This is a genomic window from Chitinophagales bacterium (assembly GCA_017303835.1).
Taxonomy (GTDB): domain Bacteria; phylum Bacteroidota; class Bacteroidia; order Chitinophagales; family Chitinophagaceae; genus JAFLBI01.
Window position 1 is genome coordinate 205714 of sequence record JAFLBI010000001.1, and the last position, 21366, is coordinate 227079.

The window sequence follows — 21366 nt, forward strand, 5'->3', positions numbered from 1 at the left end:
ATGCGCTTGATCCGATTTGCGATTATTAGTGTTGTGATTTTGTTTTCGCTGGCTACAGCGATTGGGTTGTTATTACCATCAAGAGTGATTGTTTCTCGCGCTGTAGATATTTCTACTGCCCCGGAAAAGGTGCGTGTTTTTACGCATGGTATTGACAAATGGACAACCTGGGTTGCCGGTATGGGCGATACCAGTGTGCATGTCTATTCAGCTGCTGATGCACAGATTGGTAATAATCGAGTAAGCATGCAATTGCAGAATGATTCAACTTTTGTTACAAAGTGGCAGGGTAGAAGTGGCAGTCCGCAGTTGAGCACGATGCGCATTATTCCGCTTGGTGCTATTACTACTGTTCAATGGCAGTTTGAACAAGAAATTGGCTGGATGCCATGGGAGCGATTGGGCTCCATGATGAACGACAAGATACTAGGTGTGATGATGGAGCAAAATCTTGCATCACTCAAAGCAGTCAGTGAACAATAAAACAAGAGGCGCTCAAACGAGCGCCTCTTTACCATCCCAAATAACTAACGAGTAGTTAGAAGGTTGGGTCGGTGGGTGTATTGGGGTTATTATCTCTTTCACGGAATGGATAAGGATAGAAGTTTCTATTCTTCTCAACACCAGGCGTATTGCTTCTGCCGAAGCGACGCATGTCTTCCATTTTCCAACCCTGCATGTATAGTTCAATACAGCGATTGCGGTAGATTTCTGTAAGGATATCTGCTTGCGTATTCGCACCGCTGTATGCTGGTTGATCAGCACCAATGCCAAACGGATCGCCGGCAGGTGTTTTAGTCAGGATTTTGTTCAACTCAGTTACAGCATTAGCCAGATCTGGCGTGCTTGCTCGAGCATAGCATTCTGCTTTGATCAATGTCATTTCACTAGGCAGGTAAATAGGCCATGCTGTAGATAAAGCAGCACCAAAGCCATTGATTCTCCATCTTGGTGCAGCAGCTGTGTTAATAGACATGTAGAAATTAACACGCTTATCGCTCATTACAGGGCGAAGTGCAACTGGTAAACCAAAAGTGCTGTCACGTACCTGAAACACGTTGTTGGTAGCGGTGGATACGTTGAAAATCGGATTTGGGCTAACTGCATCAAAACGCATTTCACTTTTTACAGTCAGGTTAACAGCATTCGCAGCAGTAAGTGCTACACTGTAATTGCCTGCAAATAATGAATAGCGTGCTTTCAATGCCTGCAGTGTGTTTGGAATTTCAATGCCAGCAGGAATGTTCGAGATAAAACTTGTACTGATAGGGTTTGCTGCAATTGTAGCAAGTGCTCTGTCGAGTACTGCTACTGCTTTACCGTAAGCAACATTTCTATCAATGAAGTTTGCGGTATTGCCAACTGCAACGGTATCAGGTACTTTCTCCCAAAACTCTGCAAGACTACCCAAGGCTAAAGCTTTGAATATACTTGCGTAACCAATCAAACCGGAAGCATAGCTTTTGTCGCCAAGCTTGGCAGCATTGTTGATTACATTGTCGGCATCATAGATGACTTTCAGGTTGCTGGCCCAGAGGTTACCAAGTACAGCATTGTTGCCATCAACAGAGATGCCACCATTGAAAAGGTTGGTTTCATCAACGTTACCTGTATTTCTGTTGCTGAGTTCAAATGTAGAAAAGCCGTTGGCGCAAACCAGGTTGTATAATGAACCCGCTCTGGATGTGCTGTATGCTTTCTGTACACCAACTGCAACACCGGTAAGGCCTACAGCAGAAGACAGGGTCTGTGTCTGCGTTGCGTCGTTGGGGTTTTCGAAATTCTTCTTACAGCCTACCATCATCGATGAGCCGGCTGCAAGGAGGAAGATATATTTCACAATAGGTTTCATATGAATTCATTTAGTCTTGGTGAATCAGAATTTGGCATTAATGGTGAAATTAAATGTACGTGGGATGGGTACGTTACCGAAATCGATACCACGTGCCAGTGTTGCACCACCACCTGCGTTGGTTTCAGGATCGAAGCCCTGATAATTGTCCCAACTAATCAGGTTACGGCCAGAGAAGGTTACACTCAGATCGCTGAATGCCTTGTTTACTTTACCAAATGAATAGCTCAGTGCTAATTCACGCAGTTTAACGAAGCTACCATTGTCAATTCTCCATTCTTCAATAGCGTAGATACTGCTGATATAGCCTCTTGGCAATTGACCTCTGTGCTCCTTCTCAGCAAATTCTTTACCATTACCTACACCCTGACGTGTACGGAAATCCGCATTGAATACATCTACACCCTGTACCGCATCCAACTGAATACGTAAGCTGAGTTTTTTGTAGTTGAATGTATTCACCAAAGTACCTGTCCAATCTGGGTTAGGGTTACCAATCACACGTCTCAACGGAGTACCAGTTGGTAAACCACCTGCATCACGCTGTGTAGTGTAAGTGTTTGGTGTTAACTGAGTACCTCTTTCCTGTACAGGAATACCTGATGCATTCTTTATCATATTGCCTGCTGCATCACGGGCAAAGAAGAAACCATAGAATACGCCTACTGGCTGACCAGGCAGCAAGGAAACAGCACCTGCTGGCAGGTTAAACTGAATCAAACCCTGAGGAATATTCTCAACACGGTTTCTGTTGCGGTTATAAATCACGTCAACATTCCAGCTAAAGTCTTTCTTACGGATAGGAGAACCGCCAATGGCTAATTCAATACCCTTGTTAGACAATGAACCTACATTACCTAACAGTGAAGTATAACCCTGACTTGGCGCAATAAAGCGGCTGATCAACAGGTCTTCAACTTTTTTGCTGTAATAGTTCACAGTAACATTGATACGTCCTTTCAGGAATGACATGTCTGCACCAATCTCTGTTTCTTTCTGCGTTTCTGGCTTTACATTCTCGTTAGCCAATTGGCCGGGGCTCATTAAAGCTGTTCTGCCAACCAATGGAGAAGCATTGTAGATATTGAAACGAGAGTAAGCGCCAATACCTGTTAAGTTACCACTCTCACCATAAGCAGCGCGAATCTTCAGATAATCCCACCACTTGCTGATAGAAGAATTCTGCCAGAAATTCTCATCGCTGATAACATAGCTGGAGCTGAGTTTCAGGTAAAGCTGGTTGCGTTGGTTTTCACCAAATACAGATGAACCATCCACACGGGCAGCACCTGTTAAGAACAAGCGGTTCTTATACTTGAAGTTTTGCTGTAAGTAACCACCAGAGATAGAAATTTCGCTGCGCTGATCAGATCCTGGAAGAACAGTACTTGCACCTTGAACCGTTTGTACCAACGGTGCCATACCACGTCCCTGCAATACTGTGAAAATGCCTTTTTCATACTGCATAGAGTAGCCTAACTGTGTGGTGCTCTGGAGATCTTTTGTGATATTCTTATTCAGTGTAGCATTCAATTCGTGGTTGATCAGGAATTGTTGGTTGTTACCTGCACTAGCGTAACCATTTTGAGTTGGATCCAGTGTAAGACCACCACCCCAGAATGCAGGGCTTGCATTATATGTATATGGAGGAATATACGTTGTACCGTTTTGAGCGATATTGTCAATACCCATTGTGTAGTCGATAGTGAAGTCTTTGAAAGGCTTCAGTTTCAGACCAAGAGAAGAAATGATACGGTTGGTCTCATTCTTTTGCTTGATGTCTTCAATAACACTTACAGGGTTAACACGACCTCTTTCACCAACAGCCAATAAGTTGCCGTTACCATCACGCTGCCAGATATTATGGAAGTTACCAATGATGGTTACGCTGTTTATAGGTGAGAAGAAGCTGTTACCATCAGGCTTTTCATTGGCGTTGCTGTTGATATAGTTCAAACCAACACTCAAAGAAGCCCATTTGGACAATTCCTGATCAACGTTTACACGGAAGCTGAATCTTCTGAAATCAGTGTTTTTAATAATACCTTGATTGTAGAAATAAGAAGCTGACGCGAAGTATTTGGTTTTATCCTTACCGCCGCGGATAGAAACGTTGTTATCTGTACCTAACCCGTTTTGGAAAATATAATCCCAGTAATCATAGCGGGTTACATTGGTTGTATTGGTTAAAGCTGGTGTAAGAATGTCTTGCGTTTGTGCGGTAGGTCCGTCTGTTGGTCCGCCAAATTTTGTTGGCGCTTCGTTATAGCCTACAGACTTTCTCAGACTACTGCTCATGACGCTGGTGCTGAAACTAACTACGGGAGCACCGCTGCTGCCGCGCTTAGTAAAGATTTGTACAACACCTGCATTGGCACGAGAACCATAGATGGCCGCAGCTGCTGCGCCGTTCAGTACTTCAACACGCTCAATGTCGGCGGGGTTGATATCCACCATACGGTTTGGCTGAGGCGAAATCAAACCATCGTAAGCATCTTGTGTATTGGTTACTCTTCTTGCACTATTGCTAACGATAACACCATCCACAATATACAAGGGTTCACTGCTGGAGCTGATGGTGCTTACCCCGCGTAAGCGCACACTCATGCTACCACCGGGATCACCACTGTTCTGAATGATTTGTGCACCGGGAGTTTTACCCTGTAATGCAGACAATACGTTAGATGGAGCAGCTTTAGTCAGTACATCGCCTTTTACTGTGGCGATATAGTTACCTAATTGCTTTTTGGTTGTACCGGCAGAAGTACCCGTAACAACAACTTCGTCCAAACCCGCAGCGTCTTCTTTCAAACTTACATTTAGCTCTACTTCACTTGCTGATGTAGCAACAGTAAAACTCTTGTCCTGTGATTTGAAACCCACTGAAGAAAATTGGGCAACGTACTGACCTGGTTTAAGATTTGCAGTTAGTTCGTAAGTGCCACTCGGACCGGCTGCGGCACCAAGTGTTGTGTTTTTAATGGTAACAGAAGCACCGGGTATGGCGTTGCCACCGGCATCAGTTACTTTTCCTTTGATCACAACCTGCGCAGGTAGCGCAAAGCTGATCAACATCAGAGAGGCTGCAGCAAAAAATTGCATAAAGCGCCTCTTCTGCGGTAGAATCGCATACTTCATAAGCAAGCAGTTTTTGGTTTTAATGCTGAATAGACAACAAAAAACGCAAAAAAGCTGGTTTCTGTTGATGGATTTCGCAATTATTTGTTAACAACCCTCTCCAAAAACTGTGAAATCCTGCAGAATTCCGCATTATTCAAACAGTAAGGGGGCATGGTATAGACTGTATTGCCTAAGGGCCTGATATAAAGCCCAGCCTGAAGGGCTTCTTTTGTAACTACCTGACTTACAGCGTTTAGATAGCCGGTTTGGCCTTCTTTAATCTCAAAAGCCAATATTGTACCCAAGTGCCTCACCCCTGCAATCTTTTGCGTGCTAGTTGCGAATTGTGCTAATTGATCTGCCAGGGTGCTTGTTTGCTGCTGAAGCCAGCTTCTTTGGTTGGCGCAATTTTCTGATAACAATAGGTCGAGGCTGGCATTGGCTGCTGCGCAAGCCAGGGGATTGGCTGTAAAGGAATGTCCGTGGAAAAAAGTCTTGAGTTGATCATCCTGTACAAATGCTTCATAGATAAATGCTGCACAGGCCGTAACACCTAATGGCATAAATCCTCCCGTAATGCCTTTGCTTAAGCAAATGATATCCGGGTTGTACTGCATGTACTCGCTGGCAAAAAGCTTTCCGGTTCGGCCAAATCCTGTCATTACCTCATCCGCAATGCAAATGATTCCCTGCTGTTTCGCTGCAGCTAACAGTGTATCGAGATCTGCAGCTGCATACATACACATCCCGCCTGCACCCTGCACTAAGGGTTCGTAAATAAAAGCAGCAATGGATGCTCCCTCCGCTGCAATTATGCTGAGAGATGTTTGCAGATTATCCGCGGTAGGGGTATCAATGAAAACTACTTCAAATAAGTGTTGATGGAAAGCCAGGGTAAATACACCGCGGTCACTTACACTCATCGCACCGAAGGTGTCGCCATGATAAGCGTTCCTAAAAGCCAGGATTTTTTTTCTACTCGATTGTCCTTGATTCCACCAATACTGAATAGCCATCTTTAGGGCTACTTCAGTAGACGTAGAGCCATTGTCGCTGTAAAAAACTTTTGCAAGATTGCCCGGTAAAATATCCATTAATCTTTCTGCGAGTGAAACCGCGGGGCCATGGGTAAAACCTGCAAAAATAACTTGTTCCAGTTCCAGGGCCTGTGCATAGATCTTCTCGGCAATGTATGGATGTGCATGTCCGTGCAGATTCACCCACCAGCTGCTTATGGCATCAATATAGGTATTGCCTTCAGCATCCATGAGTAAGCTGTCCTTACCTTTCACAATTGCAATCGGGTCTGGCATTTGCTTTTGTCTGGTGAATGGGTGCCAGACATATTTTCTGTCTTTGGTAATTAGCGAATCGGACATGTGGCAAAAATAGGGTGCAATATTTTCGCGGCATTGTATTTGTCGTGCAACGCTTGCATTTAATATGGAGTCAAGCTAACTGAACCAGCTGAATGGATTTGCATCAACAATTGGTAAAAGAGTGCCTGAAAGGGAAACCGGCTGCGCAAAAAGCGTTGTACGACCTCTTTGCGCCTAATATGTTGGGGCTATGCTTCCGTTACACCAAGAGTATGGATGATGCGCAGGATGTATTACAGGAGGGATTTGTTCGAGTGTTTCGTTTTTTGCATCAGTACAGGCAAGAGGGTGATCTGGGTGCCTGGATCAGGCGGATAATGGTGAATACAGCGCTCAGTTTTCTAAAGAAGCACAGAAACTATCAGCAGGAATTGGTTTTTATTGAGGATAAGCAAGACTTGCACGCGGTAGCCGCAGATAATGTGGAAGTAAAGTTGCGGGCAGATGATTTAGCTAAGCTGATCAGGCAATTGCCTATCGGTTATCAAACCATTTTTAACCTGCATGCGGTGGAAGGCTATACGCATCCGGAGATAGGTAAAATGCTCGGCATTGAAGAAGGAACATCGCGCAGTCAGTATGCAAGAGCCAGAAAACTCTTGATGCAGTGGATTCAACAATCAGACAATGAAAACAGGAGGTCTTATGCCCAATGATCTGGAACAATTCGCCGGTGGCGAACTGAAGGAATGGTCGCTGCAGCCTGATGCTGCTGTATGGGATGCTGTGGCAGAACGTATCCGCAAAGAGCGCAGAAGAAGGATTATCTTCTGGTGGACTTCGGCTGCAGCAATATTCATACTGATTGCAGGAACATGGGTCTTATTACAAGACAGAGACAAAACTGAATTTGCTAAACTGAATCATACAAAGCCACAAACTGAGCAAGCAACCGAAAAAGACAATCAAACGAACAAGCCTGCGTCTAATAAAGCAACAAGCTACCCTCCGGATGAAGTATCTGTACAACAAGCTGAAATAAAATCAGTCGCTACAAAGCCCAGACGAGCACAGGCGGTAAATGCTGTGGTTAAAAAGCAAGGTCTGTCAAGCAAACTAAACATCAGTCAACCACAGATTGGGCAGACTGATTCAAAACCTGAGCCATCACTTGTCGCTAATCAAGCAGATGCTCGACAATCAAGTAATGAGCTACAGGAATTTACGGTTGTTGTTAAGGAAGCTGAATTGAAAAAAGAAGTTCAGGTTGAAGAAACAAACAAGGATAAAGAAACGGCATTAGTGAAACAGGAATTGGTTACGGTTGAAGCTGATACCACGGCTATTGCACCAGCAGATTCAACCAAACAATCCAAGAAAACACGCAAGAATTTATCCTGGTATTTAACAGCTCAATCAGGATTCAGTGATATCCGACCAAGCGAATTGTTTTCCTTAGCTGTTGCACAGGATATGCAGTTTAATGGAGGAAGTTCTCCTGTGATCGGTGCCGGCAATCTGAGTGGAACAGTGTTTACGCCAGGAGATTTGCAATACAAAGCAGGCTTTTCATTTTCACTGGGTACAGGTGTCACCATACAGCAGAAAAAATATTGGCAATTCTCTGCGGGTTTGCAGTATCGATACGCATCTATGCAGCTGGCGACAGGGGCAAGAGTTGATACTGTGTTTCAGGCAAGAGAAAGTCGCACGAATGCTGCCACTGCTGTAACAGCGTTTTACAGACCGGGAAATGGATTCACCTATCAGCATCAGTTTCATTTGCTGCAAATGCCTATGGTCTTTCATATACAGCCATTTGGTATGAAAAAGTGGCGTCTTGATGCAGGTTTATTGCCCGGAGTTTTATTAGGTGCAAAAGCATTACACTACAATGAAGGCAATAATATTTTTTATACAAGCAATCAGCAATACCAGCGCTTGTTATTAAATGCTTCAATAGGTGTACAATATGCAATTCCAATACAAAAAGGGAAAAAGCTTTGGGTGGGCCCTCAGTTAGAATTGGGTTTAAGGAATATGCATCAGCCTGAACTCAGCAGAAAAGCTTTCTTTCAATCAGCCAATATAACCTTCACCATTCAATAATATTTTATGCAATTGTTTCAAAAATGGACAAGGCTGCTTGCCTTGTGTTTACTTGTCTTGTCTTTCAGCGCATGTATGAAAGATACCTGCTGGAGAACCTATGCTGTTTTTACGCCTGTTTATAAAACCTCACAAGAAGTACGGAATGCTATTGGTTCTGCAGCGCCACAGCCAATTGAGCAGCCGGGCAAGTTCTTTGTAAAAGATCAATACATCTTCCTAAATGAAGTTGATAAGGGTATTCATATCATTGATAATAGCAATCCAGCAGCACCAGTCAATAAGTACTTTATCGCCATTCCGGGTAATCAGGATTTAGCTGTATCAGGTAATTACCTGTATGCCGATTTATATGCGGATATGGTAACGATTGATATCACTGATCCTACTAAAGTTGCAGTAAAGCAATATCAACCCGGTGTATTTCCTTTCAGGATGTGGAGCAACGGATTTATTGCAAGCGATACCAATAAAATTATTACTGAATGGATTCGTAGAGATACGACTGTAAAAGAGGAGTGTGGTTCAACAGGTTTTTTTGGTAAGGACAGAAAGGATGTGGTGATTTTTGATATGATGGCTTCCTCATTCAGTGGGGTTCGCGCAAATGCAAGCAGACCGCCTTCATCAGGACAAAGTGGTTCCATGGCCAGATTCGCATTGGTTGAACCTTATTTGTATACGGTTACAACAAATGGGCTGAATACGTTTGATGTTACCAATCCGTCATTGCCCGTATTTAAGGGTAATCAGGAAATTGGCTGGGGCATTGAAACCATTTATCCGTTTAAGCAAAACCTATTTATTGGTTCTACTACAGGAATGTTTATTTATGGATTAAGTAATCCCGTGGCGCCCATTCGCACAGGTATGTTTAGTCATGCAAGAGCTTGCGATCCTGTTGTGGCTGATGATGATTTTGCATATGTAACCCTGCGCTCAGGAACAGCCTGTACCAATGCTTCAAATCAGTTGGATATTCTGGATGTACGTAATCTGTCTGCGCCAACATTGATCAAATCATATACCATGACAAATCCGCATGGACTTGCTGTACAAGGGAATGATTTATTTATCTGCGATGGTAAAGCAGGCTTAAAGTGGTATGATGTGAGTGATAAGCGTGATATCCGTCTTTTAGATACTGCGATTGGTATGGAAACCTACGACGTGATTGTTTCGGGCGATTTGGTGATGTTGGTGGCCAAGGATGGTTTGTATCAATATCGTTTGCAAGCGAGTAATCGCTTCTCAATGTTAAGTAAGATTGGTTATCCTTCAAAATAAGTGTATGCGTGTTAAGATTACTTTAGTGTTGCTCTTGTTTACGAGTATACAATTGAATGCGCAGCAAAAAAGCTGGAGATACAGCGCTATTCATCAGCTAGGCATTTTGTCGGGTTCGTCTGGTGAGTCTTTTCAGATTCAATCCATTCATGGTATCAAAAAGAAAAATTATTTCATCGGCGCAGGGCTGGGTATAGATTATTATCATACCAGAACAGTCCCTGTTTTTGCTGCACTTCGTTTTCATCCAGTTCAAAAACAAGCTTTACCATGGCTGTATCTGGATATGGGCGTTTCGGCTCCATGGGCAACGGATCAACAAAAAGGTGTTAATGGCTGGGGTGTTCAAAGTAAGGATTACCGTACCACCTTTTACTGGGATGCTGGAATCGCATTCAGACTTACAGGTAAAACCGACAAAGGATTGTTGTTACAATTTGGCTACTCCACTAAAGAAATGCGTTATGCTTATGATGCATGGAATTGGATCAGGCCTTGGCCAAGTACGCCTGAGCAAACAACAACTAGGGTTCAGGAGCAATTCAGAAGACTGAGTATTAAATTGGGTTGGCAACTATAGTTATTCCAAGGGCTTGCCTTGCGAAGCACGAATCATTTGTCCGTAATGCCATCCCTTACACAATGCATCTATGGTCATAGCAATGCGTTTGCTTCTGGTGGCCTCGGTTTTTGCGCTATCTATCCATTTAATGAAATAGTTTCTGTGCGAGCCGGGAAGCTTATCGTAAAAGAATGTTTTTGCTTTTGGTTCATCTTCCAAGCATACAACCAAGTCTTCAGGAACGGCAATCTTAGCGCTATCTAATTCCAGTTGAAGGGAGAGTATATCACCCTGTTTTTTGTGGATTGCTTTTCTGATATCTGCTTTCAGGGGTAAGATATAATCACCTTCGCCCATGGGCATCAATGCAATGCCTTGTATGCTATGTTGATCTAATTTTCCTTTTACACGGAAGGATGTTTTCTTGCCGGGATTCAACTTGGCTGCAAGCGCTGCTGGAATCAGTACATATGTCCAGCCGGTTTTTTCTCCCTGCTTGCTGAATTTCTCAATGATGGCGTTAAAGCGAATCATGTTGATTGAATAAACTTGAGGTTGCGTTTGATACCTGCGTATTTACTTCTCTTTAAAGGACTCTTTCTAAAAATCTCTTTGAATTGTGTTTCTGTCATTGCCTCCCAATCGGCAGTAGATAAGTTAAGAATTTCAGGGATGGGTGTAAAGCCTATTTCTTGATGCGGTTTACTAAAACGGTTCCATGGACAAACATCCTGGCAGGTATCACAACCAAATAGCCAGTTGTCAAATTGCCCATTCATGTTATCAGGAATCAGCAGGTCCTTTAATTCAATGGTGAAATAGCTGATACACTTACTGCCATCAACAACTTTGTTGGGGAGGATGGCTTCAGTGGGACAAGCATCAATACACCTGGTACAAGAACCACAAAAATCTTTTACATACGGATGATCATAAACCAATTCCAGGTCAGCGATTAGTGTAGCAATGAAAAAGAATGAGCCGGATTGCTTGGTAATGAGGTTGCCGTTTTTGCCAATCCAACCAAGCCCACTTCTTTGTGCCCATGCTCTTTCCAGCACGGGGGCACTGTCCACAAAGCCTCTTCCGTTAAACTGACCTATGCTGGTATGAAGTTCTTGAAGCAATTCTCTTAGCTGTTGTCTGATGATGTCATGGTAATCCTGACCATATGCATATTTAGAAACTTTTGGTCCGTCTGTTGATTGTATTTGCTCCGGGTAATAATTTTTTAAAAATGTAATCACAGATTTTGCGCCTGGAAATAATTTTCTTGGATCAATGCGTAAGTCAAAATGGTTTTCCATGTACTGCATTGTGCCATGGAATTGCTTGCCAAGCCAGCTTTCTAACCGTCTAGCGTCTTCATCTAAGGCCACAGCTTTGCTGATACCGCAATAATCAAACCCAAATTGGTGAGCGGCTTGTTTGATCAATTTACTGGCGCTATCTGCAGTCATGCTTGTTAATTGCAGGATTGTACACTTATCTGATCATTGATGAGCTGTATCAATTGCTGATAAGCTTCTCTTTTTTGATCAGTCAATAAACTCTTTGTTACAATCACAAAGGAATACTTTCTGCAAAAATCAATCATCGGCCAGGTGCCCAGTAAGCCTGGTGCACTGATGATAAATGTTTTATTCGCTGCGTCTTTTTCCTGTACCCAAGCACCCAACGAGTAGGTAAATCCTTCCGCTACTTTCGGCGCATACTTAACTGGGACACCTGCCGTCTGAGAGCGAATGAGCTCTTCTACGGAAGCTTCACTTAAGACCTGCTTTCCGTTGAATACACCTTTGTTTAAGATCATCGTGAGGAAGTTGGTATAATCCAAAGAAGAAGAAACTGCGCCACCTGAAGGATTGGGTGCATTGCCGTTTTCATCACTGAAATTGGTAGAGCGCATCGCAAGTGGTCGTAAAATTTTTTCCCCTATGATTTGCTCAAAGCCTCTTTTCATGACAACTTCACAAACACGTGCAGCAATATTGATGCCTACATTGCCATAGAAAAAGGCTTCACCCGGGTTGTAATCAATCTCTCTTTTGGATACAAAATCATTGACCTCCTGCTCAAGGGTTTCATATTTTTTCCTTAGCAAGAATGCAGCTAGCTTAATGGGTTCCTGCTTAATACCTGTTTGGTGGCTCAGACAATGCCTAATGGTGATATAGCTTTTGTTATACTTCGTAAAATCAGGCAAATACTTGGATACTTTATCATCCAGCGAAAGCTTGCCTGCGTCGACCAATGCCATTACCATAGCAGCTGTTAACCATTTACTGCTACTGGCAATAGGTACTTGTGTACGCTCATTGAAATCTTCACCAAGATTCTTTTTGTAAATCACTTTGCCATCTTTTGCAACTACAACGGAAGCAAATCCACCCAGTTCTTTTTTCATTGCTTCAATACGAGCGTCTAATGCACTGAAATTGTATTGTGCCAATAAGTGTATTGGTAAAGCCAGTACTGCAGCAAGAATCCATTTTTTCATAGCTATTATTTTGAAGAAGCTTCTAATGCTTGTTGAATGTCTTTTAAAATATCATCAGGATGTTCCAATCCAACAGAGATACGAATCAGTCCCGATGTAATGCCTACTGAAAGTCTTTCCGCTTCCGTTAATTTGGAATGTGTAGTGGAAGAAGGATGCGATGCAATACTCCTGCTATCACCCAGATTGGCTGTTCTGCTCAGCATTTGCAAAGCATCTAAGAATTTTTGGCCGCGGGCTAAACCACCCTTCAATTCAAAGCATACAATACCACCACCAGCTTTCATTTGCTTCCAGGCGATTTTGTGTTGCGGATGCGATTCAAGGAAAGGATATTTTACCCACTCCAAATGAGGATTGCTTTCCAGCGTTCTTGCAATCTGCAAAGCACTGTTGCAATGTCTTTCCATTCGGATAGAAAGTGTTTCCAAACTCTTACTTAACACCCAGGCGTTAAACGGACTCATGCTTGGTCCAGTATTCCGCAGAAACAAATAGATTTCCCTGATCAGTGCTTTTTTACCAACGATAACACCACCAACCACACGGCCTTGTCCATCTATCCATTTTGTAGCGGAGTGAATCACAATATCTGCACCATGCAACATGGGCTTTTGCAATGCAGGTGTTGCGAAGCAATTATCCACTACAAAAATGAGGTGATGCTTTTTGGCCAATGCACTCAACATATCCATATCTACTATATCCAAACCCGGGTTAGATGGTGTTTCGATATAGAGCATTTTGGTATTTGGACGGATGAGGCTTTCGATTAGCTCAGGCTTGTTTACATCAAAGTAGTCGTACTCAATTTTCCATCTGCCCATATACTTGGTGAGAATGGTATGCGTAGAGCCAAAAACAGAGCCTGATGAAAGAATATGATCACCACTTTGTAAAAAGCTCATGAATGTGCCAAATACTGCACTCATGCCGCTTGCTGTTGCATAACCAGATTCTGCTTCTTCCAATAACACCATCTTCTGCACAAACTCATCAACAGTAGGATTGCTGAAGCGACTATAAATATTGTGGTCGTTTTCCTCTGCAAATGCGGCACGCATATCTTCCGCATTATCAAATACAAAGCTGGAAGTCATGAAAAGTGGGGTAGAGTGCTCATTTTCCCAGGTGCGCTGCGTCTGGGTTCTGATGGCTTGGGTATCAAAATGTTGCGACTGATTCATGGTAGAAATTATGCTCGTAAAGTTAGGGTTTCACACCACTTGTCTGTAATAATTACAGGAAATGGCGCTCTTGTCTGACTTTACTACAGTTGAAAAGATTAATTGCAGCCATTATTACCTGTTTTGCCGGGGTGGATTGTGTTTTGCGGTATGTTGATATACGTATTCTATGAACCCCAAAAACTGAAAGGATGAATTTAAATAACTATACGATTAAAGCCCAGGAACTGATTCAGCAGAGTCAGCAACTCGCATTTACAGCCGGTAATCCCAATATTGAAACAGAGCACTTGCTAAAAGCTTTGTTGGAGCAGGACGATAGCCCTGTGGATTTTTTATTGAAGAAAAGTAATGTTACCCTCAACTTATTGGAAGGGAAACTTGAAGAAGCTTTAAGCCGTTTGCCTAAAGCACAGGGTACAGAACCTGCACAATCCATTAGCCGTGATTTGAACAATGCTTTGCTACGTACTGCAAATGTGCTGAAGACATTTGGTGATGAATTTGTTACGCCGGAACATTTGTTGCTAACCTTATTACAAGGTAGTGATAACACTGCGCGACTGCTTAAAGAAGCTGGCTTGACAGAGAAAGTGTTGATTGCAGCTATTAAGGATTTGCGTAAAGGTGAAAAAGTAACTTCTCAGACCCAGTCGCAGGAATACAATGCTTTAAATAAGTATGCCAAAAACCTCAATGAACTGGCACGTCAGGGAAAATTAGATCCGGTGATAGGACGTGATGAAGAGATTCGAAGAACACTACACATACTCACCAGAAGATCTAAAAACAATCCAATCCTGGTTGGTGAACCAGGTGTTGGTAAGACAGCTATTGCAGAAGGATTGGCCATGCGAATCGTTAATGGTGATGTGCCAGAGAATCTGAAAAGCAAGATCATATATGCATTGGATATGGGCCAGCTGATTGCCGGTGCCAAATACAAGGGCGAGTTTGAAGAGCGTTTGAAAGCAGTGGTGAAGGAAGTGAGTACTAGTGATGGTGAGATCATCTTGTTTATAGATGAAATCCATACATTGGTTGGCGCCGGTGGTGGTGAGGGTGCGATGGATGCGGCCAATATTTTAAAGCCGGCTTTGGCAAGAGGTGAATTACGTGCCGTGGGTGCAACAACTTTGAATGAGTATCAGAAATATTTTGAAAAGGATAAGGCTTTGGAGCGCCGTTTCCAGAAAGTGATGATTCAAGAGCCAAGCGTAGAAGATGCGATTTCGATTCTACGTGGTTTGAAGGATCGTTACGAAACGCATCACCATGTGCGCATTAAAGATGAAGCGATTATTGCAGCAGTAGAATTATCCAACAGATATATTTCAGATCGCTTTCTTCCTGATAAAGCTATTGATCTGATCGACGAAAGTGCTGCCAAACTTCGTTTGGAAATGAATTCTATGCCTGAGGAGCTGGATACCTTGGAAAGACAGATTCGTCAATTGGAAATCGAGCGTGAAGCCATTCGTAGAGAAAATGATGAAGAGAAATTAAAAGAGCTGAGTACAGAAATCGCTAATCTGGTAGTGGAAAGAGATACGTTGAAAGCCAAATGGCAATCAGAAAAAGGATTGGTAGATCAGGTACAGCAAACCAAGGAGCAAATTGAGCAACTGAAATTTCAGGCTGAGCAGGCAGAGCGTAACGGCGATTATGGTAAAGTGGCAGAGATTCGCTATGGTAAGATCAAGGAAACTGAACATCGTATTCAAGAGCTAACAGCCCAGTTGGCTGAAACTGCAGAGAAGCGGCTGATGAAAGAAGAAGTTGACGCAGAAGATATTGCAGAAGCAATTAGTAAATCAACAGGTATTCCTGTAGGAAAGATGCTGCAAAGTGAAAAAGAAAAGCTGCTGCATTTGGAAGATGAGTTGCATCAGCGTGTGGTTGGCCAAGAAGAAGCCATCACAGCTGTGGCTGATGCCATCAGAAGAAGCAGGGCTGGTTTGAGTGATCCGCGCAAACCGATTGGGTCTTTCATTTTCTTGGGTACAACGGGTGTGGGTAAAACTGAATTGGCCAAGGCTTTGGCTGCTTACTTGTTTGACGATGAGTCAATGATGACTCGAATAGATATGAGTGAATATCAAGAAAAGCATACGGTGAGCAGATTGGTAGGTGCGCCTCCGGGATATGTGGGATATGATGAAGGTGGTCAGCTGACTGAGGCAGTGCGCAGAAAACCTTATAGCGTGGTACTGCTAGATGAAATTGAGAAAGCCCATCCGGATGTATGGAATGTTTTGTTGCAGGTATTAGATGATGGTCGCCTAACTGATAACAAAGGCCGTGTGGTGAACTTTAAGAATACCATTATTATCATGACCAGCAATATTGGTGCGCATTTAATTCAGGAAGCTTTTGATGGGGTGAATGAGGACAATTTGCTGATTGCTACTGATAAGGCAAAGACAGAAGTGATGTTATTGCTAAAGCAGACCATTCGTCCCGAATTCTTGAACAGGGTGGATGAGGTGATTATGTTTAGTCCGCTACTGCGTAAAGAAATCAAAGGCATTATTCGAATTCAGCTCAATCAGTTACAACAGTTGGTGGCGGATAATGGAATTGAATTGCGATTTAGCGATTATCTGCTCGATTTTCTCGCTGAAAATGGATTTGATCCGCAATACGGTGCAAGGCCTTTAAAGCGACTGATTCAGAAAGAAATTGTAAATACATTGAGTAAGCGCATTCTCGCCGGAGATATTGACAAAGCAAAACCTGTTTTAGTAGATGTATTTGATGGAGTTGTTGTCTTTCGAAATGATGCGTAAGTAAATAAACATAAACTAAATAATCCCTGCAGTAATGCGGGGATTATTCTTTACTGTCTACAATCGTTCCGTAATCAATCAATAATTCTGTTCCAGCAGGAATATCTACCAGTGCTTCAAAATAATCGCCATCATCAATAGAACGTATATTGGGCGTTTCACTGTGGTTCAGGTAAAGCGCAATATCCATTGTATCGAATCCTTCATCAGGCACAAAATAGCCAGTTTCGTCATAGAGGCAGAAGTTTTCTATCAATGCCCGGCTATGTTCAGGTAGTGCATCCACTTCAGCATAGGACAAATGCGTAAAACGATTATGTGGTGGAGAGAAAATGTTCCTCGTGCCTTTTGGAATATCCCTGATAGCAAAAACACCGATACCATGCAGGGGGGATGCTTGTAGCTTAACATAGGTGCGTTCCTGTAGTTGTTGAATTAGCCTTTGCTTCATTTAAAACAAAGTAGAGAATATTTGGGAAAAGCAGGCATTAGCCCATGATAAAAATCATATTTCCGTGTAACTGCCATCACAGTTGTTTTCTCTGTTCTGTTAGAATTTTGGGTTGTCAATCAAACACTACAACCATTGAAACGTTTGCTCATACTGGGTGCAGGTACAGCAGGTACCATGATGGCCAATCACCTGAATCATGAATTAGACAGAGAGGAATGGGAAATTGATATTATTGATGAACGTCAGGAACACCATTACCAGCCCGGTTATTTGTTTTTACCCTTCGATATCTATGAACCTGAAGATATTATTAAGCCTATCAAGGACTTTATTCCCAAAGGTGTAAGTCTGATCAATGATGCTATTGATCGCATCGTGCCAGAAGAGAATCTGGTGAAAATGGTCAATGGCGATCAGTTGCATTATGATGTATTGATCATTGCAACTGGTGCCAAGATTGCACCTGAAGAGATCAGTGGTATGAAGGGTGAAGGCTGGCAGAAAGATGTGTTTGATTTTTACACTTTTGAAGGTTCACTTGCATTAAGAAATAAACTCCGCACATGGGAAGGTGGCAAACTGGTAGTACATATTACCGAAATGCCAATCAAATGTCCGGTAGCACCACTGGAGTTTGCATTCTTGTCTGATTCTTATTTTATCAATAAGAAGATGCGTGATAAAGTGGAGATTACCTATGTTACCCCATTGGGTGGCGCATTTACCAAGCCTAAGGCAACAGATCGTTTACAGCATTTGCTGGATGAAAAGAATATCCATATTGTCAGTGATTTTGCAATCGAGAGCGTAGATAACGATGCGAAAGTGATTCGCGACTATGGTGGCAAGGAAGTGCCCTTTGACTTATTAGTAACTGTACCAACCAATAAAGGTGATGCGGTGATGGAACGTTCTGGCCTGGGTGATGATTTGAATTTCGTACCTACCAATAAGGCCACATTGCAATCCAAAAACTGGCAGAATATTTATGTCATTGGCGATGCTTCTAATATTCCTGCATCTAAAGCAGGATCAGTTGCACACTTTGAGGCAGAAATTTTGACTGAGAATATCAAGCGTTATATCAAGGGAGAGCCGTTGAAAGAAGAGTTTGACGGACATGCTAATTGTTTCGTTGAGACTGGTCATGGTAAAGCCTTGCTGATAGATTTCAACTATACCCACGAACCCGTTGAAGGAACTTTCCCCTTCCCAGGTGTTGGTCCGCTGAGATTACTCAAGGAAAGCAGAATGAACCATATGGGTAAACTGGCTTTTCGTTGGATTTACTGGAATATGCTGCTAAAAGGCACACACATACCTTTTGTTTCTGCAACCATGCAGGAAGCAGGTAAAAATTTTGATTAATCATTTAAAACACACATATATGGAAAAGCTACTCGCTGGCAATACCATTGCCGTAAATGAAGAAGGTTACTTAACCGATTTTAATCAGTGGAATAAAGAAGTTGGAACTGCTATTGCAGCTGAAGCAAATATTGATATGACACCCAGACATTGGGAAGTGATTGACTATCTGCAAAAAGAATGGAAGAGCGAAGTGCCTCTAAGTATTCGTCGTATTGGTAAAAGTGGTGTTGTGGATATCAAAGAGTTCTATGCGCTGTTCCCTGAAGGTCCGCTGAAAATCTCCAGCAAGATTGCAGGTATTCCTAAGCCCGCCAGCTGTATCTAATTAACAACCTTAAACTTGAAGTCATGAGCGAGAATAAAGGCCAAATCAAAAAGATGATGATCATCTTATCAAAGGCCTCACTTGAAAACGTGTATGCAGCATTTGTTTTAGCTAATGGAGCCAGGATGGAAGGCATTCAGGCGGAAATATTCTTTACTTTCTTTGGTTTGGAAGCAATTCATAAGAACAAGTTGGAACATTTACATACTGCAACAGTAGGTAATCCGGCCATGCATATTCCAACATTGATTGGTGGTTTGCCCGGTATGGAAGCTTTCGCTACCAGTATGATGAAGAAGGAAATGGAAAAATTGGATATCCCTGGTGTTAAGGAGTTTCTGGAAATCATGAACGCATCTGGTGTGAAGCTGTGGGCCTGCAAATTGGCCATGGAAATGTTCCACTACAAGAAGGAGGATATGATTGAGGAGTTGGATGGTGTGCTTACTGTAGGCGATTTCTATAAGCAAGGTAGTGGTGAAGGCACACACATGCTGTTTATTTAATCGAATGATTGCTTGCTATTTTATTATCCGGGTAAATGCCGGATGAATACCTGTGTGTTGTTTATGTGTGTTTGATTTGACGGGGCCCGAAAGGGCCCTATTTTTTTTCGTTATTATAAGGCAATAAAAAAGCATATCACTAAGTGATATGCTGTGTATACGCTTTTGTTTAGCTTACAAAATACCTGCAGTTTCTTCAGCTACAATATGTGGTTGAAATACAATGGTTGCTTTCACAGAATTTGAGATTAAGCAAGCAGCTTCGGATTTTTGTAAAATACGTTCTGCTCTTTCCCTATTGGCACCTTCAGGTAAAACAAGGGTAGGACTAAGGGTTATTTCACTAATCATGAATTTGCCATCCACCTTTTCCAGTTTTCCGTTGGCGTAACTTTTAAAGGATATGAAATCCAGTTTGGAATTTTCTGCAATGGCTAAAAATGTAGTCATCAGACAGCTGTTTACTGCCGCAACCAATAGATGCTCAGGCGACCATTTGCCTGATATGCCACCTGCAAATTCAGGCGGTGTTACTACTTCAATATTGCTGTCAAGTACACTGGATGAAAGAACGCCTCTTCTGCTGTCTTTCCATTCCACTGTGGTGTCGTAAAAATGTACAGGTTCCATAACGGTTGTTTTAAATTAGATAAACAAAACTACCCGATACGAAAGCCTGTTACAGTAACCTTGGTTACACAGATTTATGACTAAAATCAGTTAACGCATACAGGAGATAGCGGTCCCATCCCAACCGGGAAAGAGCATCTGTTGGTCCTTCTTTAAGCCAAGGTGTTTGTTGGCAACCGCACTAAAGACAGCACGGAAATCTGTACTCACAGGCAAATCGCGACCATCTTCCAGTAAATCAGTACTCAAGCCCTTGATATTGTGGTAAACCTGGCCGCCTTGTACATCATTGCCCAAGACAAATAAACAGCTTGCTCTACCATGATCTGTACCGCCAGTTCCATTTTGCTTAACTGTTCTGCCAAACTCCGTCATCGTCATTAGGGTAACATCATCCTGATAAGCATCCATGTCTTTCCAGAATGCAGCAATACAATCGCTGAAGTCTTTCAGGTTTCTGGCAAATGCGCCATTAAGCGTACCTTGATTATAGTGCGTGTCCCAGCCGCCAGATTCGGCAAAGCCAATTTCCAGACCAACATCCATCTTGATCAGCATGGCAATTTGTTTCAATGAATTACCAAGTGGTGAGTTGGGATAAACGGCGCCATTTGCCGGTTGATAATTTCTGATGAGCGAAGGATTGAGCATTTTCATCGCATCAAAACTCTCTTTACCTGTACGGCTCAATAGTTCTGAAGAAGTATCATCGTACAACTGCTCGAATGATTGTGCAGCAGATTTTGCTCCAAGAGGATTGCCTCTCAATTGAATAGCAAATTCCTGCAGATTGCTGATGGCAATAGCATCATGATCACCATAAAAACTTCTGGGTAATGCGCTGGTTACACTCACAGCACGAAAAGGGGTACCCTCATGCCCCAATAGGCCTACTGCTCTGTTCAGCCAGCCACTTGAAGTGCTTTTGCTGAAGGGTGTGCCACTCTCCATGTAATCTTGTGCATCAAAATGGCTGCGTGTACTGTTGGGACTGCCCACACCGTGTACGACAGCCATACGTTTCTCAGCAAAATAAGGTGCCAATGCTGCCATCGCAGGATGCAGTGAAAATTTTCCATCCAGATCTATGGCATTGCCTTCTGTTTGTGCCGGGCTCATAAAAAGAGTTGGCCTTGCTGCTTTTAATGCCGCATCTGTAAAGGGTGTTACAGCCATTAATCCGTCCATGGCACCGCGCTGAAAAATACAAACCAATACTTTCTGCTTTTTATACGGCGTCCACAACTGTTGATTTCTTGCAGCGCGTGCAATAAAGGTGGGTACGCCACCCAAACCTGCTGCAAACAGCGCCATAGCGCCCGATTTCATGAAAGCTCTTCTTGTTGTCATATTGA

At 42.8% G+C, this 21366-nt stretch carries 19 protein-coding genes; 9 read left to right on the forward strand and 10 right to left on the reverse strand.

What is annotated here, in order from left to right; genetic code table 11:
- Nucleotides 1-483 carry a hypothetical protein gene (locus J0L83_00960; protein ID MBN8663115.1) on the forward strand — a complete coding sequence of 161 codons (483 nt, stop codon included), beginning with the start codon at nt 1-3 and terminating at the stop codon, nt 481-483.
- Between the two features lie 55 nt (nt 484-538).
- On the opposite strand, the gene J0L83_00965 is transcribed toward J0L83_00960, so the two are convergent.
- The 3 genes from J0L83_00965 to bioA all read right to left on the reverse strand — a co-directional run bounded on the left by J0L83_00965 (nt 539) and on the right by bioA (nt 6351).
- Nucleotides 539-1852 carry a RagB/SusD family nutrient uptake outer membrane protein gene (locus tag J0L83_00965; protein ID MBN8663116.1) on the reverse strand — a complete coding sequence of 438 codons (1314 nt, stop codon included), beginning with the start codon at nt 1850-1852 and terminating at the stop codon, nt 539-541.
- Nucleotides 1853-1876: 24 nt separating this feature from the next.
- Complete coding sequence (locus J0L83_00970) at nt 1877-4990, reverse strand: SusC/RagA family TonB-linked outer membrane protein (GenBank protein ID MBN8663117.1); 3114 nt, start codon at nt 4988-4990, stop codon at nt 1877-1879.
- Nucleotides 4991-5070: 80 nt separating this feature from the next.
- Nucleotides 5071-6351, reverse strand: coding sequence for an adenosylmethionine--8-amino-7-oxononanoate transaminase (gene bioA, locus J0L83_00975; protein ID MBN8663118.1), 1281 nt, complete (start codon nt 6349-6351; stop codon nt 5071-5073).
- A gap of 92 nt (nt 6352-6443) precedes the next feature.
- On the opposite strand from bioA, the gene J0L83_00980 reads away from it, so the two are divergent.
- From J0L83_00980 to J0L83_00995, 4 genes are read left to right on the forward strand one after another with little or no spacing between them, the layout of a single operon-like run.
- Nucleotides 6444-7007, forward strand: coding sequence for an RNA polymerase sigma factor (locus J0L83_00980; GenBank protein ID MBN8663119.1), 564 nt, complete (start codon nt 6444-6446; stop codon nt 7005-7007).
- Complete coding sequence (locus J0L83_00985) at nt 6979-8400, forward strand: outer membrane beta-barrel protein (protein MBN8663120.1); 1422 nt, start codon at nt 6979-6981, stop codon at nt 8398-8400. The genes J0L83_00980 and J0L83_00985 overlap by 29 nt, the downstream gene beginning before the upstream one ends.
- Nucleotides 8401-8406: 6 nt before the next feature.
- On the forward strand, nt 8407-9687 hold the full coding sequence (locus J0L83_00990; GenBank protein ID MBN8663121.1) for a hypothetical protein: 1281 nt from the start codon (nt 8407-8409) through the stop codon (nt 9685-9687).
- A 4-nt stretch (nt 9688-9691) separates the two neighbouring features.
- Nucleotides 9692-10267, forward strand: a complete 576-nt coding sequence (locus J0L83_00995; protein ID MBN8663122.1) for a hypothetical protein — start codon at nt 9692-9694, stop codon at nt 10265-10267.
- On the opposite strand, the gene J0L83_01000 is transcribed toward J0L83_00995, so the two are convergent.
- Genes J0L83_01000 through J0L83_01015 form a run of 4 tightly spaced genes read right to left on the reverse strand, consistent with a single transcriptional unit; the run spans nt 10268 to nt 13936 of the window.
- Nucleotides 10268-10783, reverse strand: coding sequence for a DUF1905 domain-containing protein (locus tag J0L83_01000; GenBank protein ID MBN8663123.1), 516 nt, complete (start codon nt 10781-10783; stop codon nt 10268-10270).
- Entirely contained in the window at nt 10780-11709 is a 930-nt protein-coding gene (gene queG, locus J0L83_01005; protein ID MBN8663124.1) for a tRNA epoxyqueuosine(34) reductase QueG, read from the reverse strand. The genes J0L83_01000 and queG overlap by 4 nt, the downstream gene beginning before the upstream one ends.
- A 5-nt stretch (nt 11710-11714) precedes the next feature.
- The gene (locus J0L83_01010; GenBank protein MBN8663125.1) at nt 11715-12749 is read right to left on the reverse strand and encodes a beta-lactamase family protein; all 1035 of its coding nucleotides are present in this window, start codon (nt 12747-12749) and stop codon (nt 11715-11717) included.
- Between the two features lie 5 nt (nt 12750-12754).
- Complete coding sequence (locus J0L83_01015) at nt 12755-13936, reverse strand: aminotransferase class I/II-fold pyridoxal phosphate-dependent enzyme (GenBank protein MBN8663126.1); 1182 nt, start codon at nt 13934-13936, stop codon at nt 12755-12757.
- Between the two features lie 191 nt (nt 13937-14127).
- Between J0L83_01015 and clpB the strand changes: the two genes are divergently transcribed.
- Entirely contained in the window at nt 14128-16725 is a 2598-nt protein-coding gene (clpB, locus tag J0L83_01020) for an ATP-dependent chaperone ClpB (GenBank protein MBN8663127.1), read from the forward strand.
- Between the two features lie 43 nt (nt 16726-16768).
- On the opposite strand, the gene J0L83_01025 is transcribed toward clpB, so the two are convergent.
- Nucleotides 16769-17176 (reverse strand): SET domain-containing protein, encoded by a 408-nt coding sequence (locus J0L83_01025; GenBank protein ID MBN8663128.1) that lies wholly within the window; start codon nt 17174-17176, stop codon nt 16769-16771.
- A gap of 135 nt (nt 17177-17311) precedes the next feature.
- Between J0L83_01025 and J0L83_01030 the strand changes: the two genes are divergently transcribed.
- From J0L83_01030 to J0L83_01040, 3 genes are read left to right on the forward strand one after another with little or no spacing between them, the layout of a single operon-like run.
- Entirely contained in the window at nt 17312-18547 is a 1236-nt protein-coding gene (locus J0L83_01030; protein ID MBN8663129.1) for an FAD-dependent oxidoreductase, read from the forward strand.
- A 19-nt stretch (nt 18548-18566) separates the two neighbouring features.
- Nucleotides 18567-18875, forward strand: coding sequence for a TusE/DsrC/DsvC family sulfur relay protein (locus J0L83_01035; protein MBN8663130.1), 309 nt, complete (start codon nt 18567-18569; stop codon nt 18873-18875).
- A gap of 23 nt (nt 18876-18898) precedes the next feature.
- Nucleotides 18899-19381, forward strand: a complete 483-nt coding sequence (locus J0L83_01040) for a DsrE/DsrF/DrsH-like family protein (protein MBN8663131.1) — start codon at nt 18899-18901, stop codon at nt 19379-19381.
- A 174-nt stretch (nt 19382-19555) separates the two neighbouring features.
- On the opposite strand, the gene J0L83_01045 is transcribed toward J0L83_01040, so the two are convergent.
- Entirely contained in the window at nt 19556-20011 is a 456-nt protein-coding gene (locus tag J0L83_01045) for an OsmC family protein (GenBank protein MBN8663132.1), read from the reverse strand.
- Nucleotides 20012-20101: 90 nt separating this feature from the next.
- Nucleotides 20102-21361, reverse strand: a complete 1260-nt coding sequence (locus tag J0L83_01050; GenBank protein MBN8663133.1) for a DUF1501 domain-containing protein — start codon at nt 21359-21361, stop codon at nt 20102-20104.
- Nucleotides 21362-21366 lie beyond the last annotated feature (5 nt).

What these genes read in the sequence shown, in the direction of transcription:
- queG (MBN8663124.1), bottom strand. Translation starts at nt 11,709, where the DNA reads ATGACTGCAGATAGCGCCAGTAAATTGATCAAACAAGCCGCTCACCAA.
- J0L83_01035 (MBN8663130.1), top strand. Translation starts at nt 18,567, where the DNA reads ATGGAAAAGCTACTCGCTGGCAATACCATTGCCGTAAATGAAGAAGGT.
- J0L83_00985 (MBN8663120.1), top strand. Translation starts at nt 6,979, where the DNA reads ATGAAAACAGGAGGTCTTATGCCCAATGATCTGGAACAATTCGCCGGT.
- J0L83_01045 (MBN8663132.1), bottom strand. Translation starts at nt 20,011, where the DNA reads ATGGAACCTGTACATTTTTACGACACCACAGTGGAATGGAAAGACAGC.
- J0L83_00965 (MBN8663116.1), bottom strand. Translation starts at nt 1,852, where the DNA reads ATGAAACCTATTGTGAAATATATCTTCCTCCTTGCAGCCGGCTCATCG.
- J0L83_00960 (MBN8663115.1), top strand. Translation starts at nt 1, where the DNA reads ATGCGCTTGATCCGATTTGCGATTATTAGTGTTGTGATTTTGTTTTCG.
- J0L83_01025 (MBN8663128.1), bottom strand. Translation starts at nt 17,176, where the DNA reads ATGAAGCAAAGGCTAATTCAACAACTACAGGAACGCACCTATGTTAAG.
- J0L83_00980 (MBN8663119.1), top strand. Translation starts at nt 6,444, where the DNA reads ATGGATTTGCATCAACAATTGGTAAAAGAGTGCCTGAAAGGGAAACCG.
- J0L83_01010 (MBN8663125.1), bottom strand. Translation starts at nt 12,749, where the DNA reads ATGAAAAAATGGATTCTTGCTGCAGTACTGGCTTTACCAATACACTTA.
- J0L83_00995 (MBN8663122.1), top strand. Translation starts at nt 9,692, where the DNA reads ATGCGTGTTAAGATTACTTTAGTGTTGCTCTTGTTTACGAGTATACAA.
- J0L83_00990 (MBN8663121.1), top strand. Translation starts at nt 8,407, where the DNA reads ATGCAATTGTTTCAAAAATGGACAAGGCTGCTTGCCTTGTGTTTACTT.
- J0L83_01015 (MBN8663126.1), bottom strand. Translation starts at nt 13,936, where the DNA reads ATGAATCAGTCGCAACATTTTGATACCCAAGCCATCAGAACCCAGACG.
- J0L83_00970 (MBN8663117.1), bottom strand. Translation starts at nt 4,990, where the DNA reads ATGAAGTATGCGATTCTACCGCAGAAGAGGCGCTTTATGCAATTTTTT.
- J0L83_01000 (MBN8663123.1), bottom strand. Translation starts at nt 10,783, where the DNA reads ATGATTCGCTTTAACGCCATCATTGAGAAATTCAGCAAGCAGGGAGAA.
- J0L83_01040 (MBN8663131.1), top strand. Translation starts at nt 18,899, where the DNA reads ATGAGCGAGAATAAAGGCCAAATCAAAAAGATGATGATCATCTTATCA.
- clpB (MBN8663127.1), top strand. Translation starts at nt 14,128, where the DNA reads ATGAATTTAAATAACTATACGATTAAAGCCCAGGAACTGATTCAGCAG.
- bioA (MBN8663118.1), bottom strand. Translation starts at nt 6,351, where the DNA reads ATGTCCGATTCGCTAATTACCAAAGACAGAAAATATGTCTGGCACCCA.
- J0L83_01050 (MBN8663133.1), bottom strand. Translation starts at nt 21,361, where the DNA reads ATGACAACAAGAAGAGCTTTCATGAAATCGGGCGCTATGGCGCTGTTT.